The organism is Neisseria elongata subsp. elongata, from assembly GCF_900113545.1.
GTDB lineage: Bacteria > Pseudomonadota > Gammaproteobacteria > Burkholderiales > Neisseriaceae > Neisseria > Neisseria elongata.
Map to the genome: position 1 here is coordinate 17578 of NZ_FOPS01000006.1, position 18235 is coordinate 35812.

Below are 18235 nucleotides of genomic sequence, written 5' to 3' on the forward strand. Positions count from 1 at the left end.
TGATCTCTAATGGATAAACTTACTCGTCCATCATGGCCGCATCCGGCACATATGCCGCATTATCGAATTTGGTAAACTGCCCCATCCAAGTCAGATAAACCTTCCCAACCGGGCCGTTACGATGTTTGCCGATAATACATTCGGCCAAACCCTTCATTGGTGACTCAGGATTGTAGTATTCGTCTCGATACATGAACATAATCAAATCCGCATCTTGCTCAATCGCCCCCGACTCACGCAGATCCGACATCATCGGCCTCTTATCAGTTCTCTGCTCGACCGAACGGCTCAATTGCGACAATGCGATAATCGGTACTTGCAACTCTTTGGCCAAGGATTTTAATGAGCGGGAAATTTCTCCCAATGCGGCGGCACGGTTGTCCGTTTTTCCCGAACTTTCCATCAACTGCAAGTAGTCGATAACAATCAAGCCCAATTTGCCGCCAAACTGCCTTGCCAACCTACGGGCGCGGGCGCGTAATTCCAAAGCGGTCAGCCCTGCGGTTTCATCAATAAACATCGGCGCATCGGCCAGTTTGTTGACTGCCTCGTTCAAACGTCCCCAATGTTCATCCTGCAACGCACCCGTTTTCAAGATATGCTGATCCAAACGGCCGACCGAACCCAGCATACGCATCACCAACTGCGCGCCGCCCATCTCCATTGAAAACACGGCTACCGGCAATTTACTTTCCACTGCGACATGCTCGGCAATATTGATGGAAAACGCTGTTTTACCCATCGATGGCCGGCCGGCCACGATAATCAAATCTCCCGGCTGCAAACCGGATGTTTTCTTATCCAAGTCGATAAATCCGGTAGGAACCCCGGTTACTTCGTCCGGATTGTCGCGTGCATAAAGCATGTCGATGCGTTCGACAACTTCTTTCAGCAAATCCGGCAATTCCAAAAAACCCTGTTTCGACTTGGCTGTGCTTTCTGCAATTTGGAAAACTTTGTTTTCCGCTTCGTCCAGCAGCTGGGCTGCGTCTTTTCCTTGCGGATTATAGGCATTTCTAGCAATTTCCGTGCCGACTTCAGCCAATTGCCGCATCACGGACTTCTCCCGCACGATTTCGGCATAACGTCTGATATTTGCGGCAGACGGCGTATTTTGTGCCAATGTAATCAGATAATTGAAGCCGCCTACCGCTTCCAACTCGTCATTTCTCTCCAGCCACTCCTGAACCGTAATGATGTCCGCAGGGCGACTTTCGTTAATTAGTGCCGCAATTGTGCGGAAAATTACCCGATGTTCATGCCGGTAAAAGTCCTCTCTGGCAACCACGTCGGCAATGCGGTCCCACGCGCTGTTTTCCAGCAGCAATCCACCCAAAACCGACTGTTCCGCTTCGACAGAATGCGGCGGCAACGACAGGGCAGCCACTTCGTTTAAGCCGTCATCCGCATAATCGGCATATTGTTGTTCCATTTTTTTCACCAAAATAAACCGGGACGGGCATTATAACGGAAATGGTCCGGGCAAACCCGTTCCGGTTCGCTCGGACCATTTCCGTTATTTATCAGTCACCGAATTCAATTAACTCAAACTCGTCTTTACCGGCAAAACATTCCGGACACTCCCAATCGTCGGGCAAATCGGCGAATTTCGTTCCCGGGGCGATGCCGCGCTTGGGGTCGCCGAATTCTTCATCATAAATCCATTCACATAATACGCATACATATTGAGCCATTTCCCATATCCTTAATGTGACGGCGGGCAAACACAGCATCCGTCCGTTTATAGTGGAACTGCCAATCAGCCGACGCGGCCTTCGCTTTGATTACCGCATCAGCAGATGAATCGCTCCTTACATGACGAACGCACCGATTTTTGAACGTGAAAACCAGAGGAAATCCTACACTTCCCGTCCGGCAGATTAGGCCGTCTGAACAAACGCCCCATCTATCTCACCTCATCGGCCATGCGCCTGAACCAGCCCGTCCGCATACCGTTGCTGTCAAAAAAGGCCGTCTGAAACGGCCTTTTCACCTGTTCGTCGGTATTGTACCGACAGTTTGACGACGGATACAGGGTTAAATGGAAAACTCTCCCTCGCCGATAAATTCCAATTCGCTGATTTCTTTGCGCAGATGTTTGATTGCGGGCGTAACGATGGCGACAAACATGGCCTCACGCACCCTCCGTTGCACCGGGCTGCTCATCAAATAACCTGCGGCACCGGCGTGCAGTGCGGCCGACTGGGCGGCATCCAAACACAGCCAGGCGGCAGCTTCGCGCAAACGCAGGGTTTCCAACAATTCGGGTTCGTTGCGGTAGGCGGCATCTGCCAGCTCGATGGTGCGCGACAAGGCCGTCTGAAAACGGTTATTCAGCTCGTCGTAACCGTTATCAAGGAAGTCGTTGGTTTCGCTGCCTGCATTCGAAGCGGCGATTTCGGCCAGACAGCCGTCGATAATACCGGCACCGATGCCGATTTGCAGCAGGATAAAACCGGCCTTGATGGATTTGATATACGTTTCAAACTGTTCCGGCTGTGCGATAACATCTTCATTCGGCACAAAAACGTTTTCAAATTTAATGGCAAACGTGCGCGTGCCTTCCAAGCCGCAGAATTCCGGGCACGGAATCAGCGACACGCCTTCGCGGCCGCCGCCGGTGATGAACATCACATATTCTTCGCCCAACTGCGCCGTATTCGCCCAAATATGGTTGTCGCCCAAATTCGATACCCACGGCAGGATGCCGTTGACGCGGTAACCGCCCTCGACACGCTCCGCCTGCAACTGATGCTTCTCGATTCCGGCCAAATGTTTGACCGTATTCGACATTCCCGTTCCTGCCAGCACGCGTCCGTTCAACACGTCGGACAGATAACGGCGTTTCACTTCCGCGTTCGGCGTTTGGTGCAGATACCAGGCGCAGGCGGCCTGACACCAGGCGGAAAACGCAGTGGCACCGCATACTTTACCGATCTCGCGCAACACTTCGATTTGCACGGCCAGACCAAGCGCACTGCCGCCCTCTTCCGCACTGCCTGCGGCGGCAAAACCGCCTATCCCGCCCAATTCGCGTAAAAAGGCTTCGGGGTAAAGTCCCTTGCGGTCGATGTCTTCCGCCAAGGGTTTCAGTTTGGTCTGCACCAGTTCGGCAACGTGTTTCAAAAGGGTTTCGCGGGACATAATATTCTCCAGATTGTGAAGGTGGGGCGTTCGTCAGCTTGAAGGCCGTCTGAAAGTGTCCGCTTGGTGAAGCGGGAAATTTTCAGACGGCCTTTCATCATGCAAACCTGTTTTTAGGCGTAGGCTTGCAATTCGGGATTGATTTCGGTGCGCGCCAGATTGTTGGTGTAATTGCACAGGGTGGCCAAGGCTACGCCCAGTACGACCTCAACCGCCTGCTGTTGATTGTAGCCGGCATCGAAAAAGGCTTTCAGTTCTTCGTCGGACACATTGCCTTTTTGCGCCATAACTTGCTGTGTGAAGTTTGAAAGGGCGTTCAATTTGGCATCGGCAATCGGCGCTACCGCACGCACTGCCTGAATTTCTTCTTCTTTCAACAGTTTTTTCAAAGTTGCCAATTTGGTGTGTCCGGCCACGCAGAAGCCGCATTGGTTGATTTTAGCCGCCAAAATCTGCACCACTTCGCGCTCGCCTGCGGTCAGCGAAGTTTCGCCGTTGAGCTTGCCGACTTCCTGATAAAAAGCCAGGGCTTCGGGCGAATTGGCCAATACGCCGATCAGGTTCGGCAGGAAGCCGTTGTTTTTTAAAGCCGCCTCAACGCGTGGTTTTGCTTTTTCCGGTGCGCTTTCAACGGTATGGATGGTTAAACGTGCCATATCTGTATTCCTTTTTTGAGTGTGTCGTTGCAATTAAAAGACGGCGGATGATACGGCAAAGCCGAAATCGGGGAAAAGAACATTTCGTCCGCACGTTCAAACCAAAAGTTATAAAGAGGCCGTCTGAAAATGCCGGATTGCCCAACCCGCAACATTTTCAGACGGCCTCTTATATTGAAACAGCCTTTAATTCAATACTGTACCGACCATTCGGTGTTGCCGCCGGCACGCATCGGTATCAGTTTACCTTCGCCGTAGGGAATACTGTCGGGGACACGCTGCGACTGTTTGACCAGTGTGATTTGCCGCGTGTTGAACGGCAGGCCGTAGAAGCGCGCGCCGTTTTGCGAGGCAAAGGCTTCGAGTTTGTCCAACGCGCCCGCCTGTTCGAATATTTCGGCATACAGCTCGACGGCGGTTGCCGCGCTGAACATGCCCGCGCAGCCGCAGGCGTTTTCTTTGGCCGATTGGGCATGTGGGGCGGAGTCCGTACCCAAGAAGAATTTGTGCGCTTTCTCACCGGTTACGGCGGCCACCAGGGCCTGCCTGTGGCTTTCGCGTTTCAATACCGGCAGGCAGTAATGATGCGGGTGTACGCCGCCGACCAGCAAATCATTGCGGTTGAGCAGCAGGTGCTGCGGGGTAACGGTGGCGGCCACATTGTCGCCTGCTTCCAAAACAAGGCGCGCGGCTTCGGCGGTGGTGATGTGTTCGAACACGACTTTCAGATTCGGCACTTGTGCCAAAACGGGTTTCATCACGCGATCGATGAAAGCGGCTTCGCGGTCGAAGATGTCGATGTCGGAATCGGTTACTTCGCCGTGAACCAAAAAGCGCATGTCTTGCGCGGCGATTTCGTGCAACACCGGCAACAGTTTGAATAAATCGGTTACGCCGGAATCGGAATTGGTGGTGGCACCCGCCGGATAAAGTTTGAAGGCCACGATACCGGCCGCTTTGGCTTCACGCACAAGCTCGGGCGTGGCCTTGTCGGTCAGATAAAGCGTCATCAACGGCTCAAACGTGCTGCCTTCGGGCAGGGCGGCAATGATGCGCTGTTTGTAGGCCAGCGCGTCGGCCACGCTGACGACGGGCGGCTTCAAGTTGGGCATGATGACGGCGCGGCCCATTTGGCGGGCGGTAAACGGCAGTACGGCTCGGAGCGCGTCGCTGTCGCGCAAGTGAAGGTGCATATCGTCGGGCTGGATAATGGTCAGGGTTTGCATGGCTGTTCTTTTAGTGGGTTGATGGATGGTTCGGGCTGCAACGACCCGTGTGTTTTCAGACGGCCTTTCTTCTCCGTCTGATACCGCGCAATTATATAGTGAAATGCCGGAATCCCGGCAATAAGGCGGAAAGGCCGTCTGAAAGGCCTCCGCTTCCCGCGAAGCACAACCTTTCAGACGGCCTTTCCATTGAAACCGGCTTAATGGTTATCCAAATCCAAATCAGCCTTATATTCGATGCGGTGTCCCTTGTCCTCAATCGAGACATCCAATTCCTGATTGCCGCGTTTGAATTTCAAATCGGCATCGTCGTGTTTGATTTTCGATTCGACAATCTGAAAACCATGGCTGCGTGCATAGGCGATGACTTTTTCCGCCAGCGAAGGAATGGAAATGCGTTTGCCGGGCAACTCGGCTTCATATTCGAACTCCCCGCTTCCCTGATGATGGGCTTTCACTGTTCGCGCGCCGATCGGTTTGTATATTTCAGACGGCACGGGCGCGGCAAACGCGGCGGCGGAAAAAAGGGACAGGATGCCGGTCAGCAGCAAGGTCTTTGTTTTATACATATGCTCACTTCCTTTTAAGATCGGGCAGACAAACTGCCTGTTCGAAAGGCTGTCATCCTAATCGGAGCACAAACGGGCAATCAAGTGGGGAAACATGCTTTTACCAGCAGCCGACCTGCCTTGCCGTGCCTTTACACGGCTTTTCACTCGGCGATCGTGCCGCAAAACGGCGTTGCCGTTTCCGCATCAACAGGACGCTTCCTTTTGATTTGAATTGGCTGAAAAATGGGAAAGGCCGTCTGAAACAGGGTTTCAGACGGCCTTTAACCGTTGCGGAAAACTACGCTTCTTTATTTTCGGTCGCTTTTTGACGCAGGCGCAGGCTCAATTCGCGCAGTTGTTTGTCGTCCACCGCATTCGGTGCATTAGTCAGCAGACATTGGGCGCGTTGGGTTTTCGGGAAGGCAATCACGTCGCGGATGGACTCGGCGCCGGTCATCAGCGTTACCAAACGGTCAAGGCCGAATGCCAAACCGCCGTGTGGTGGCGCGCCGAATTTCAGGTTGTCCAAGAGGAAGCCGAATTTGTTTTGCTGCTCTTCAGGCGTGATTTTCAGCGCGGCGAACACTTTTTCCTGAATGTCGGCGCGGTGGATACGGATGGAGCCGCCGCCGATTTCCCAGCCGTTGAGCACCATGTCGTAGGCGCGGGCCAGGCAGTTTTCAGGGTCGGATTCCATTAGGTCTTCATGGCCGGGTTTGGGCGAGGTGAACGGATGGTGCATGGCTGCCCAGCGGTCGCCGTCTTCGTCGTATTCGAACATCGGGAAATCGACGACCCACAAAGGTTTCCATTCGTCCACGAAGTAGCCGTTTTCCGCGCCGTGTTCCAAACCGACTTTGATACGCAGTGCGCCGATGGCTTCGTTCACAACTTTGGCTTTGTCTGCGCCGAAGAAGATGATGTCACCGTTTTGCGCGCCGGTACGTTCGATGATTTCTTTCAGGGCATTTTCAGACAGGAATTTCACGATTGGAGATTGCAGACCGCTGTCTTCGCCGTTGGAAAGGTTGCCGACATCGTTCACTTTGATGTACGCCAAACCTTTCGCGCCGTAGATGCCGACAAATTTGGTGTATTCGTCGATTTCCTTGCGGCTGAATTTCGCGCCGTTCGGTACGCGCAGGGCAACCACGCGGCCGCCTTTCATGTCGGCGACGCCACGGAAGACTTTGAATTCTTCCGTTTTCATCAGGTCGGTCAGCTCGGTGAATTTCAGGCTGATGCGCATATCGGGTTTGTCGGAGCCGTAGTAGAACATGGCTTCGGCGTAAGGCATACGCGGGAAATCGCCCAAGTCCACGCCCAACGCGTCTTGGAAAACTTGTTTTGCCATGCCTTCGGTGATGTCCATGATTTCATCCTCGTTCAAGAACGAGGTTTCCAAGTCGATTTGGGTGAATTCAGGCTGGCGGTCGGCGCGCAAGTCTTCGTCGCGGAAGCACTTGGTAATTTGGTAGTAACGGTCGAAACCCGCCACCATCAACAGTTGTTTGAACAATTGCGGCGATTGCGGCAGCGCGAAAAACTCGCCCGGATGAACGCGGCTCGGCACGAGGTAGTCGCGCGCACCTTCAGGCGTGGAGCGGGTCAGCATCGGGGTTTCGATGTCGATGAAACCTTGCGCGTCCAAATAACGGCGAACGCCCATAGCGACTTGATAACGCAGGCGCAGGTTGCGCTGCATCACCGGACGGCGCAGGTCGATAACGCGGTTGGTCAGGCGCACGTTTTCGCTGATGTTTTCGTCGTCGATTTGGAACGGCGGCGTAGCGGCGGCGTTCAACACTTCGATTTCTTTGGCGAGGATTTCGATTTTGCCGGAAATCATTTTGTCGTTGGTCGTGCCTTCAGGACGGTTGCGCACGCGGCCGGTAATGCTCAAAACGTATTCGTTGCGGGCGGAATCGGCAGTGGCAAACGCTTCGGGCGTATCGGGGTCAATCACGACTTGGACAATGCCTTCGCGGTCGCGCAGGTCGATAAAAATCACACCGCCGTGGTCGCGCCGGCGGTGCACCCAGCCTTTGACGGTTACGGTTTGGTCTAAGTATTGCTCGCTGATCAGGCCGCAATAGTTGGTACGCATAAAATCACCTTTTTATGATTGTTCAATTTGAAAAGAAAGAAAAGGCCGTCTGAAAAGACACCTTAATTGTTTTGTTCCGTATCGCCGTTTTCAGATGGCCTGTATTCGGCAAAAGCTTTTGCCGGCACTTCATCGGGTATCACCATGCCCAGCGAAATCACATATTTCAATGCGTCGTCCACGCTCATGTCGAGTTCGCGCACATCGCCCTTTTTCACCATGATGTAATAGCCGCCGGTCGGATTGGGCGTGGTCGGTACATAAACGGGAATATAGCCTTCTTGTGCCGGCAGGGCGGAGGCAACGCTTTCGGCCAAAGCACCGGATACGAATCCGATCGTCCAAATATCCGGCTGCGGAAAAGGAACCAAAACCGGCGTTTTAAACGAGCGGCTGTTGTCGGAAAATAAGGATTCGGATACTTTTTTTACGCTGGAATAGATGGATTTCACCACCGGGATACGCCCCAAAAGCGAATCCCACCCCTCCAAAATCTTGCGTCCCAGCATATTGGCGGCAAACACGCCGGTAATCAATAAGACGACTACGGCCACAAGGAATCCGGTTCCCGGCAGATGGAAGCCGAGGTAGCGTTCCGGCTGCCATTGCGCCGGAATCAATGCCGCCAACTGATCGGTCGCGGAAATGATATAACCGATTACCCACACGGTAACGGCAATCGGCGTCCATACCAGAACGCCGGTAATCAGGTATTTTTTCAGCGCTTTGCCAATACCGCCTTCTTGTTTTTTGTCTGCCATGCCTTTGTTCTATGTGGAGCAGGCTGCGCATTATACGCCGCCGTTTTGAAAGAAACGAATTTTTCAGACGGCCTCCGGGTATCTTTGAAAGAGGCCGTCTGAAAGTTTTAAAAACCGTCCCAACCGTTGAACATCAAACCGAAACCGATGCCGCTTTGTTTGTGGTTATAGTCAATCAGGCTCTCGCCGTAACCGTGAAAGCCGCGCACCACTCCCTGAAGTTTGCCCTTGATGGGGAAAGTGTAGGCCGCCTCCGCCGCGCCATAGCCGCTTTTCGGGTTGTAGCGCAAAGTGGTCGAAAAATTATGCTTGTCGTTCAGGCGGTATTGCAGTTTGACGTCGCCATAACCCAAATATTTGGTTAAATCGGGGTTATCGTTATCTTCGCCTCTGCTGTCGAAAAGCCTCATCCAAACGCGCGGGATAACCGTCAGCTTGCCCCACTCCATACCGGCCATTGCGTAAACTTTATTCCAAGAGCGCGACTCCGGCCTGCTTTGCCCGTTTGACTGATGGGCAAAACCAACACCCAACATACGGAGCCTGCCGCCCCATGGCAGCTGGGCCTTCACGGGCTGGGTAATGAAGATTTCAGGCTCGTAATCCGTATTGCGGAACGGCGCGGAACGGCGGCCTTGGTTATAAATCTGCCAATCGGATTTCTGGGTATAGCCAAACCATAAGTCAGCACGGCTTTTAAACAAATCTTCGGCAATTTTGCTCTTGAAAGAAACCTGCATTTTGGTTTCTATCCGTTTTTGATCCGAAAACCGTTCCTGCGAAGCCGCGCCCCGCGTTGGCGAAGACGGCGCATAATTCGGGCTGCTGTTGTACCATACGGGCATGAGGTACATCGGGTTGTGTTCCCGTACGGTTAAAATACCGTGCGGATCGTTGGCATCCAAATCGTACATCTGACTCAAAGGCGTATAGGCGGCTGCCGCATCGGCCAATTCTTGAGACGGCTCCGCCTGCCCTTCCGGCGTATCAAACACCAACGTCGCCTCTTTATTCCCTATACTCTGACGAACGCTCTGCACAACGTCGAGCTGAGGTTTGCCGTCAGCCTCATGCTCTGAAAGCGGCTGCTCCGGCGGCAATTGTGCGGCAAAAACCTTATCGTAACAGGCCAACCTTAAGGCATTGTCTTGCAATAATGTACATTGCAACGCGGCATCGTTGGCAACTGCGGCTGCCGGCAACGCGGCTGCAACAGCAAAAAGCAAAAAACGGTATTTATACATTCATCCACTCTGTTTTTATGCAGAATTGTCCGGTGTCGCCCCAATTACGCCACCATAAAAAACAACCCCCGCCAACCGCAAGGCGGCCGTCTCGGGGGCGTTGGTCGGCAAAGGCTGTTATGCCATTGCTTTGATTTTGGCAGACAGACGGCTTTTGTGTCGTGCTGCTTTATTTTTGTGGAATACGCCTTTGTCGGCAATGCGGTCCAACACTTTTACCGCGTCGCGGAATACGGATTGTGCTGCGGCTTTATCGCCTGCTTCAACAGCTTTCAAAACTTTTTTTACGGCAGTGCGGAACGCAGTACGCAAACTGGCGTTATGCGCGCGGTTTTTCACTGCCTGACGTGCACGCTTGCGGGCTTGTGCGCTATTGGCCATATCGGATATCTCCTGAATGAATTGAATTTCGTAAACGCGGCATTTTAATAACTAAACTGCCCAGATGCAAGGTTTTTATCGTAAAGGCTTTTTCAGACGGCCTCCTTTGTGTACGGTTGGACGCAAAACCGGCAAACCCCTCACAGGAAGTTATGTTTAATATTTTGATTTTTTGTAAAAATAACATTACAATCCCCGGCATCCTGCCGAACCGAATCAGTGCATACTGAAATAAACGGCAGGAAGCTTTTTTATCAACACCAAGGAATGATAGCCATCATGAAAAAAACTTTATTGACTGCAATGATTGCACTGGCTCTTGCCGCCTGCGGCGGAAAATCCGAACAGGCCGCCGATTCACAAAACAACGGTCAAACGCCTGCAACTGCTGCCAATAGCGGCGCTACCGACGCGCTGAATATCTACAACTGGTCGAATTATGTGGATGAAGACACCGTAGACGAATTCAAGCAAGCCAACAACTTGAAACTGGTTTACGACTTATACGAAAACAACGAAACGCTGGAAGCCAAAGTGCTGACAGGGAAATCGGGCTACGACTTGGTGGTTCCCGGCATTGCCTTCCTTCCGCGCCAAATTCAGGCCGGTGCCTATCAAAAAATCAATAAAGACCTAATCCCGAATTACAAAGACATCAATCCCAAATTGCTGGAAATGCTGGCAACTGCCGACCCCGGCAACGAATATGCCGTCCCGTATTTTTCTGGTGTTAATACTGTAGCCATTACAGCCAAAGGCAAAGAGGCTTTGGGCGGCCAGTTACCCGAAAACGGCTGGGATTTGCTGTTCAAACCTGAATACACATCCAAACTGAAAGGCTGCGGCATCGCCATGTGGGACACGCCGAGCGAAGTCTTCCCCATCATCCTGAACTATCTGGGCAAGGATCCGGCAGGTAAAAATCCCGCCGATATTGAAGCCGCTGCGGAAGTGTTGAAAAAAGTGCGTCCGGACATCAAACGTTTCAGCCCGTCATTGATTGATGAACTGGCACGAGGCGACGTCTGTTTGGCTGTCGGCAACGGCGGCGACCTGAATATGGCGAAGAAACGTTCGGAAGAAGTCGGCAGCAAAGTTGGCATCGAAGTTTTGACACCGAAAGGCATGGGTTTCTGGATTGAATCTTGGCTGATTCCCGCCGATGCCAAAAACGTGGTTAACGCACACAAATACATCAATTACACCCTACAACCCGAAATCGCTGCCCGAAACGGTAATTTCGTTACCTTTGCTCCTGCAAGTTTGCCTGCAAAAAAACTGATGGATCCGAAACTGGTTGAAGTCCGTTCGATTTTCCCGAACGATCAGGATATGGCCGATGGCTTTGTGATGCCTCAAATGAGTAATGAAGCGAAAAAACAAACCGTCGATTTATGGCAAAAAATCAAATCAGGCAACTGATTTCTCTGAAAAAAGGCCGTCTGAAAACTTTCAGACGGCCTTTTTTATTTTATGGCTGGCATACAGTTTAATTCTTTTTACTATACGCCCAATCTGCAGCCTCGTTCTGCCAATCCACGGTTCCTCCGCGCAACAGCGTCTGCATCATTTCCGCAGTTTCTTCATCAAGTTGCTTGGATTTTTCCATCAATGCTTCATTGGCAAACGGCGGCACTTCGGGGTCATACAGTTCCGACAAGGCAAATAAGTGATATCGGTCTCGGGCCGCGTAAAACTCACTCAAATCCTTAGCCTGCGCCAACGGTACGCCCAAACTTTCCAAAGCAATCCGTCCGCTGCGAATCGCACCGTCAAAAGTTTCCCTGACGATAAAATCCGCTCCTGCATGATGCAGGTTGTAAGCATGTTGTTGCCCATGCGCCCTGGCAATAATGGTCAGCGTAGGATAATGCCGGCGAACGAACTTCACCACTTCTGTTGATTGGTCGTCATCTCCGATGGCAACAATCAATAATTTAGCCTTACCCAAGCCGATGGAGTTCAATAATTCCGGGCTGGTCGCATCACCGTAGTAAATTTTACAGCCATATTTGCTCAAACCTTCCACGGTTTCGGCATGAAAATCGATGACTGTGGTATGAAAGCCGCATCCTGTCAGCATGCTGTTGATTTGCCGTCCAAATCGCCCGTGCCCCAACAAAATAATCGGATTTTCCTCATGTATTTCGTCGTGCGGACGGCTCTCGTTTTCTTTGGCTATACCGCGCGGGGCAATTACCTTATCGTACAGGATGAACAATGCCGGCGTCAGCAACATAGATAATGCGACCACGAGGGAAATACGGTCAGCCAGTGCTTGCGGCAATACACGATTCTGCTGGGAAATAGACAGAAGCACAAAGCCAAACTCTCCAGCCTGAGCCAAACTCAAAGCAAACAATTTACCTGCTGTAGAAGGCAATCGGAACAGTTTGCCCAATATAAGCAACACGACTATCTTTACCACCATAGTGGCAACAGTTAAACCCAGAATCAGTAAAAACTCCCTGCCTAACAAGCCGAAATTCATACCCGCACCAACCGTAATAAAAAACAAGCCAAGCAACAAGCCTTTGAACGGCTCCAAATGGCTTTCCATTTCATGTCGGTATGAGCTGTTTGCCAATGCCACACCTGCAATAAAAGCACCCAGTGCAGGAGACAAACCGATCAACGACATCAAAGTTGCAATTCCGACCACCACAGCCAAAGTAAATAATGTAAACATTTCCCTCAGGCGGCTCTTGCTGATAAAGCGGAAAGTAATTGGAACAAGATAGCGCACACCGATGACAATGACAGCAATTGCCGCCACGCTGACCAAAGCGATTACCCAGCCCGGCTGGTCAGCCAAAAGATTGGTTTGCACATCACTATGATCCGATTTAACGACAGCCGTACCCAACAAGGGTAGTAACGCTAACATAGGAATAGCTGCCACATCCTGAAACAGCAATACGGCAAAACCGGCCTGTCCGCCCGGAGTCGGCAGCAAATTCTTCTCACTAAATGTCTGCAACACAATGGCCGTGGACGACAATGCCAAGATACAGCCGACGGCCACACCTGTCTGCCAAGTCTGCCCCAGCAACATGGCCAAGCCGGCAATGGCAGCCAAAGTCAATCCGACTTGCAACCCACCTAAACCCAATAGTTTATGCCGCAAACGCCACAGCATCTGCGGTGCCAATTCCAAACCGACCAAAAACAGCATCATTACCACGCCGAATTCCGCAACGTGCTGTATGGATTGTGCTTCTTTTCCCACCAGCCCCAATACAGGCCCGATTAAAATTCCGGCTGCCAAATAACCCAACACCGAACCCAGGCCCAATTTTTGCGAAACCAAAACGGCAGCTACGGCAAAAGCCATATAAATAAAAGTGAAAAGTAAGATTTCCGTCATATTTTTATTCTCGTATTTTCAATCACTTTTCAGATGGCCCCTCCTTATCAGGTAAGGCCGTCTGAAAAAACATTTCAAGCGCCACAAATAACTTGTTATTTTAACCTACTCAAGTCATAAGTAAGCATGACTTGTTTAAAATAATACGAAAGACCGTCTGAAAAAATTAAAGAGTTTTGCAGACGGTCTTAAATATAAGGAGCCCCAAATTGATTTACACAACATATTGAGAACAAAGCCACTCAGATTGCAAAAGTGTATCTTCTTTCAAATCCTTAAGAAGAAAATTGCCATGCCACCCTTTTATCAGAGTACAGATAATCCATTCCGCTTTTACCTTTAGTTGCAGGACGCGCAATAGGAGTAAACCTTTAATCAACATTGTTTTGCATACAACAGGTAAAACAAATAGTCGGCATTGCCATGCTATTTCATGCTGTTATCCGAATAGGAAAATTCAGTAGTATACGTAGAATAATCTATGACATCTCACAGAAGAAATTTAACACACAGACTGTTATACAGCCAAGCCAGATGGCCGCATACAATCCACAGGAAAATTTATTAAGAGTAACAAACCAACCAATGAATCTGTTCTTTTCATAGTAACTTAAATGGATTTTTTACATAAGGGTAATCTTAATTCAAAAGTGGGTATTCCCGGTTCATCTAGAACAAATCCTAATTTAATATCCTCTTGTAACACTAATAGATAGCTGTACCATTTTCTACATATTAGACTAAGTTCAAAAAATAGCCTAAAGCCTGTTATACAGGCTTTAGGCTATTCAGAATTTATTAGTAACAGATCAATATCTCAAATTGCTACCAATATTATCAACAATACGAGGAGTAATGAAAATCAAGAGTTCAGTTTTCTTATCAGATCTAGTTTTCGACTTAAACAAGTTACCAACAACCGGAATATCGCCTAATAATGGAACTTTACTTACGCCTTCTGAGTTTTCCTCTTGATAAATACCACCCAAAATTAGCGTTCCACCATCTTCTACCATAACATTGGTATTTAAACGCTGAGTATTTATACAAGGTTCGGTAGCCCTACAATCTGAATTTACTGAATCTTTATTGATCTTAATATCCATAATTATCTGGCCATCAGGAGTGATATTAGGCGTTACAGTCATACCCAATACTGCTTTCTTAAATGACGTAGATGTAGCACCACTTGAAGAAGCTTCTTGATATGGAACTTCGGTACCCGCTTCAATTATCGCCTCTTTGCGATCCTGCGTTAAAACACGAGGAGTTGAAACTATTTTCAACTTATTCTGCGCCTGTTGTGCAGACAGCTCTAACCCCAGGGCACCAGAAGATAACGCATGAACCAAAGCAATACTTGACGTAGCAGCAGCTGTAGGTAAATTCACATTAGGGTCAACAGTCCATGCTGGCAATGCTGGAATATCTTGGGATGGATTTCTACTCCAATTTGCAAGAGTTCTTTGCTTATCTACATAACTATTACGGTTAGCACCAGCATTGGCCCAGTTACTCCCCCAACTATTTTTACCATTTGAACCTGCATATCCGAATTTAACACCCAATTGACGTGAGAAGCCGTCTTCCGCCTCCACAATTCTAGCCTCAACCATCACCTGCCGTGCGGGAACATCTAATTCTGCAATTAATTTTTCAAATTTTTGCAGTACAAAGGTATTATCAGTAATAACTAACGTATTAGTAGCTGGATCAATTAATGCACTACCTCGATTACTTAAAATCGTTCTATTGATATTATTACTAGTGTTGCTACTATTATTTTCATCAAGTTTTAGTATTTTACGAAATTCTTCTACATTTTTATATTTTAGTTGGAATGTTCTAGAATATAAAGGACCCAACTCATCAATTTCTCTCTGTTGAGTTAGAATCGCTTTATCTTTAGCCAATAACTCTTCTCTAGGCGCTACATTAATAACATTACCTGTTTTTCTCATATCTAAATTACGAGCCTGCATCACTAAATCTAGTGCCTGATCCCAAGGGACATCTTTAAGAGTCAAAGTCATTTTTCCTGTAACACTATCGCTAGCTACAATATTCATACCTGATTCTTTAGCTAGAATTTGCAACACTGTACGAACATCAACATCTTGAAAGTCTAAAGAAACTTTATTACCCTTAAATGATTTATTCTGATTAGAAGGCAAACCTGAACTCTCAACTGATGATTTCTGACTTACTTCAACAATAAATCTATCATTCGTTGTTTTAATATCATGAGTCCACGAACCTTGATTCTTAATAACTATTTGCGTATCATTGCCAATTCTTTTTAAGACAACATTTCGCACGGGTGTACTAAAATCACTCACATCCAAATTACGCTGAGCTTGAACGGGAAGAGGATAATTTTTAAAGGTAATTATTAAACTACCATTATTATGTTTAATATCAGGTTTACCCTGATATTTTCTAGTCATAATCTCAACAATACCATTTGATCTTCCTGACTTTCTAAAATCAACCGTAACTGCAGCAGCTTCAGAACTTGCAATTTTACTATTTACAACTTGAGCACTTGGTGTCGTATGACTCGAAGACACCGCCTCATTAATATAAATCCAAACTTCTTTACCTTTAACCTCTGCTTTATAGTGTCCTAATCTGTTTAGACCCAACAATACACGAGCATTGTTTCCATTTTTTACTACAGCAACCTGGTTTAATAATGAATCTGAATACTCAAATGAAGATTGTGGCAATGTCACTCCAGTAGCCGGAAAATCCAAAGCAATACGAGAAGAAGGTTCATTTACCATCGAATTTGATGGTAAAACTGTGTCTTTATCAAATTTAACTTTAACAATCTTCTGATTATTTGGCAATGTAGAAACATTAATATCAGTAATATCGCCCGCAAAGACAGCCTGCACAGCCAATGCCATTCCTAAAATTGGAAAAATTTTAACATCTACTAACTTTTTCATAATACTAACCCCTTAAATTCTAATTTTTAGCCTGATCCGAATCGTTTAATATTAATTCAGTTTGACGGAAAGTCCAATTACCATAAGCATCTTCAACTAATTCCGTTATATCTATTGCATCCGCCCTTATATTTGTGATTCGCCCATAGTTTTGACCGATATAATTACCTTTCCGTACAGTATAAACATGGCCATCTACCTCAACAAAGGCTGATATTTTACCTTTTTGATTAAATGAGCCAACATATTTAATGCTGTCTAATCCAAAAGCCTCTAACACCTCTTTTGGTCTATTCAAATCTGGAGCATTAACACCATTTTGATTAGTACTCAACCTTTTACTATTAAACGCATCTAATGTTGGTTGCACAGGAGGAGTATAAGTCAACTGAGGTGCCCCTTGAGGAATATCTACAGGAGTAAACTTTCCCTCAGCCTCTTTTTTTGTTGCATTAACCCATTCGCGAAGATCACCTGGTTCCGCATCGCATGCTGTCAGTAGTAACATACTGGATAACAAACAAAGTTTTTTGACCATTTTAACATCCCCATTATCTTACTGAACTGCAGAGGCAGATGCTGCCTCAAGTTGCTTGCGCTCCGCTTCTAGATCTGCAGCAGGACGAGCTTTATATGTGTTTGCGATAGCATCTAAAGTGATTAAACCAGTTTTATCATCTTTCTTTATATTCAACTGACTCAAGGTAATTATACGGGATAACTCACCTATATCGCGCGCAAATTTAGATACTTGGTCATATTGACCACTAATTGAAAGATTATACGGAAGGCGTTGAATTGCACCATCATTCACTGGCTCAAGTGGAGACAGTCCACTTAGTTGCAAACCATTTTTTGAAGCAGCTTGATGAAGCTCCTGAATTAAATTAGGTATTTCTTTATCTGTTGGCAGCTGTTTCAATAATTGATTAAATGAGGCTCGAAGTGCCTCTAGCTCTAATTTCAAGTTATTTAAATTAGCAGCTTGTATACTTTTTTGCCGGAACGTTTCTTTTAAGCTTATTTCTTTTTCTTTAGCAACATCTAATTCGGCTAACTGATCTTTGAAAAAGAATATATACCCCAAACCTAATATACAAATAATTAACAAACAGGCCAATCCATATTTTAATGGATCATTTAATTCATGTAGATTCTTCAAGTCCAAATCTTTATTTGCCATTTCATCTTCCTCCATTTGATGCATTTTGTTCAGCAGGTATTGCTGCCGATGCACTAGATGCAGATTCTGATGATGCAGAATCAATTGCTATCCCAGCTCCAGCATCAAGAATTTTATTTTGGGGGGTAATTAAATCCGATTTAATAACAAAATCCTGGCCATTATCGGTTTTTTTGATCTCCAAAAGTTCCGGTTGCTCAAACAACATTGTAGAAGGTAATGATTTCATAAACATTGCGATTCGATTATCGCTAGAAGCTTTACCTTTTATTTCATAATTCTTTTCATTAGATGAAGATACTGAAATGAGAAAGACTCCTTCTGGTATAAGCTGATTCAATGTGTCAATTATCTGAGCACCTTCAAAACGTTTACTTTGTAACTCTTCTACTTTCTGTTTTTTAGCTAAAAAATCTTCCTTCTCTGCTTTTAAACTAGCAATTTCTGCTATTGCTGTATCCAATATTTTAATTTCACCTTCCAAGAAGGCATTCCTACTTTCTTGGGCAGAAATAGCTTGATTAATGCCTAGAAAAGCTACTACTGCTAGACCAATACCAATTATTCCTGAAGCAGCCATTAAAACATTAAACTTCTGCTTTTTCTTTTGATTTAACTCTTCCCTATATGGTAAAAGATTAATCTTAATCAAATCCATCAT

General features: G+C 47.6%; 16 protein-coding genes. 1 reads left to right on the forward strand and 15 read right to left on the reverse strand.

Features of this window, described 5'->3' with window-relative positions; all coding sequences use genetic code 11:
- Positions 1 to 19: 19 nt before the first annotated feature.
- From dnaB to rpsT, 10 genes are all read right to left on the reverse strand, one after another.
- Positions 20 to 1432, reverse strand: coding sequence for a replicative DNA helicase (gene dnaB, locus BM261_RS07015; protein ID WP_074896829.1), 1413 nt, complete (start codon positions 1430 to 1432; stop codon positions 20 to 22).
- A 91-nt stretch (positions 1433 to 1523) separates the two neighbouring features.
- Complete coding sequence (locus BM261_RS07020) at positions 1524 to 1694, reverse strand: rubredoxin (RefSeq protein ID WP_074896832.1); 171 nt, start codon at positions 1692 to 1694, stop codon at positions 1524 to 1526.
- Between the two features lie 343 nt (positions 1695 to 2037).
- Positions 2038 to 3144: an acyl-CoA dehydrogenase family protein gene (locus BM261_RS07025; protein ID WP_074896835.1), complete on the reverse strand. Its 1107-nt coding sequence runs from the start codon at positions 3142 to 3144 to the stop codon at positions 2038 to 2040.
- A 113-nt stretch (positions 3145 to 3257) separates the two neighbouring features.
- Positions 3258 to 3800: a carboxymuconolactone decarboxylase family protein gene (locus BM261_RS07030; RefSeq protein WP_074896837.1), complete on the reverse strand. Its 543-nt coding sequence runs from the start codon at positions 3798 to 3800 to the stop codon at positions 3258 to 3260.
- Between the two features lie 191 nt (positions 3801 to 3991).
- The gene (gene pyrC, locus BM261_RS07035) at positions 3992 to 5026 is read right to left on the reverse strand and encodes a dihydroorotase (RefSeq protein WP_074896840.1); all 1035 of its coding nucleotides are present in this window, start codon (positions 5024 to 5026) and stop codon (positions 3992 to 3994) included.
- A gap of 200 nt (positions 5027 to 5226) precedes the next feature.
- Positions 5227 to 5595 carry a hypothetical protein gene (locus BM261_RS07040; RefSeq protein ID WP_074896842.1) on the reverse strand — a complete coding sequence of 123 codons (369 nt, stop codon included), beginning with the start codon at positions 5593 to 5595 and terminating at the stop codon, positions 5227 to 5229.
- Positions 5596 to 5875: 280 nt separating this feature from the next.
- Entirely contained in the window at positions 5876 to 7684 is a 1809-nt protein-coding gene (gene aspS / locus BM261_RS07045) for an aspartate--tRNA ligase (RefSeq protein WP_074896845.1), read from the reverse strand.
- Between the two features lie 62 nt (positions 7685 to 7746).
- On the reverse strand, positions 7747 to 8445 hold the full coding sequence (locus tag BM261_RS07050; RefSeq protein WP_074896847.1) for a DUF502 domain-containing protein: 699 nt from the start codon (positions 8443 to 8445) through the stop codon (positions 7747 to 7749).
- A 107-nt stretch (positions 8446 to 8552) separates the two neighbouring features.
- Positions 8553 to 9689 carry a phospholipase A gene (locus BM261_RS07055; protein ID WP_074896850.1) on the reverse strand — a complete coding sequence of 379 codons (1137 nt, stop codon included), beginning with the start codon at positions 9687 to 9689 and terminating at the stop codon, positions 8553 to 8555.
- A gap of 117 nt (positions 9690 to 9806) precedes the next feature.
- Positions 9807 to 10070, reverse strand: coding sequence for a 30S ribosomal protein S20 (gene rpsT, locus BM261_RS07060; protein WP_041961506.1), 264 nt, complete (start codon positions 10068 to 10070; stop codon positions 9807 to 9809).
- A 279-nt stretch (positions 10071 to 10349) separates the two neighbouring features.
- On the opposite strand from rpsT, the gene BM261_RS07065 reads away from it, so the two are divergent.
- A complete protein-coding gene (locus tag BM261_RS07065) occupies positions 10350 to 11492 on the forward strand; it encodes an extracellular solute-binding protein (RefSeq protein WP_049249695.1) in 1143 nt (380 codons plus the stop codon).
- Positions 11493 to 11559: 67 nt separating this feature from the next.
- On the opposite strand, the gene BM261_RS07070 is transcribed toward BM261_RS07065, so the two are convergent.
- The 5 genes from BM261_RS07070 to BM261_RS07090 form a co-directional block, all read right to left on the reverse strand.
- A complete protein-coding gene (locus BM261_RS07070) occupies positions 11560 to 13437 on the reverse strand; it encodes a monovalent cation:proton antiporter-2 (CPA2) family protein (protein ID WP_074896853.1) in 1878 nt (625 codons plus the stop codon).
- Positions 13438 to 14246: 809 nt separating this feature from the next.
- On the reverse strand, positions 14247 to 16391 hold the full coding sequence (locus tag BM261_RS07075; protein WP_074896856.1) for a type IV pilus secretin PilQ: 2145 nt from the start codon (positions 16389 to 16391) through the stop codon (positions 14247 to 14249).
- Between the two features lie 19 nt (positions 16392 to 16410).
- Positions 16411 to 16929, reverse strand: coding sequence for a pilus assembly protein PilP (locus BM261_RS07080; protein WP_049252834.1), 519 nt, complete (start codon positions 16927 to 16929; stop codon positions 16411 to 16413).
- Positions 16930 to 16947: 18 nt separating this feature from the next.
- Entirely contained in the window at positions 16948 to 17574 is a 627-nt protein-coding gene (locus BM261_RS07085) for a type IV pilus inner membrane component PilO (protein ID WP_049252880.1), read from the reverse strand.
- 1 nt (position 17575) lies between these two features.
- Positions 17576 to 18235 carry a PilN domain-containing protein gene (locus BM261_RS07090; protein ID WP_074896860.1) on the reverse strand — a complete coding sequence of 220 codons (660 nt, stop codon included), beginning with the start codon at positions 18233 to 18235 and terminating at the stop codon, positions 17576 to 17578.

Excerpts from the sequence above, each read along its gene's own strand:
- BM261_RS07070 (WP_074896853.1), bottom strand. The coding sequence starts at position 13,437 with ATGACGGAAATCTTACTTTTCACTTTTATTTATATGGCTTTTGCCGTA.
- dnaB (WP_074896829.1), bottom strand. The coding sequence starts at position 1,432 with ATGGAACAACAATATGCCGATTATGCGGATGACGGCTTAAACGAAGTG.
- BM261_RS07040 (WP_074896842.1), bottom strand. The coding sequence starts at position 5,595 with ATGTATAAAACAAAGACCTTGCTGCTGACCGGCATCCTGTCCCTTTTT.
- BM261_RS07065 (WP_049249695.1), top strand. The coding sequence starts at position 10,350 with ATGAAAAAAACTTTATTGACTGCAATGATTGCACTGGCTCTTGCCGCC.
- BM261_RS07055 (WP_074896850.1), bottom strand. The coding sequence starts at position 9,689 with ATGTATAAATACCGTTTTTTGCTTTTTGCTGTTGCAGCCGCGTTGCCG.
- aspS (WP_074896845.1), bottom strand. The coding sequence starts at position 7,684 with ATGCGTACCAACTATTGCGGCCTGATCAGCGAGCAATACTTAGACCAA.
- BM261_RS07080 (WP_049252834.1), bottom strand. The coding sequence starts at position 16,929 with ATGGTCAAAAAACTTTGTTTGTTATCCAGTATGTTACTACTGACAGCA.
- BM261_RS07025 (WP_074896835.1), bottom strand. The coding sequence starts at position 3,144 with ATGTCCCGCGAAACCCTTTTGAAACACGTTGCCGAACTGGTGCAGACC.
- pyrC (WP_074896840.1), bottom strand. The coding sequence starts at position 5,026 with ATGCAAACCCTGACCATTATCCAGCCCGACGATATGCACCTTCACTTG.
- BM261_RS07030 (WP_074896837.1), bottom strand. The coding sequence starts at position 3,800 with ATGGCACGTTTAACCATCCATACCGTTGAAAGCGCACCGGAAAAAGCA.
- BM261_RS07090 (WP_074896860.1), bottom strand. The coding sequence starts at position 18,235 with ATGATGGATTTGATTAAGATTAATCTTTTACCATATAGGGAAGAGTTA.
- BM261_RS07020 (WP_074896832.1), bottom strand. The coding sequence starts at position 1,694 with ATGGCTCAATATGTATGCGTATTATGTGAATGGATTTATGATGAAGAA.
- BM261_RS07050 (WP_074896847.1), bottom strand. The coding sequence starts at position 8,445 with ATGGCAGACAAAAAACAAGAAGGCGGTATTGGCAAAGCGCTGAAAAAA.
- BM261_RS07075 (WP_074896856.1), bottom strand. The coding sequence starts at position 16,391 with ATGAAAAAGTTAGTAGATGTTAAAATTTTTCCAATTTTAGGAATGGCA.
- rpsT (WP_041961506.1), bottom strand. The coding sequence starts at position 10,070 with ATGGCCAATAGCGCACAAGCCCGCAAGCGTGCACGTCAGGCAGTGAAA.
- BM261_RS07085 (WP_049252880.1), bottom strand. The coding sequence starts at position 17,574 with ATGGCAAATAAAGATTTGGACTTGAAGAATCTACATGAATTAAATGAT.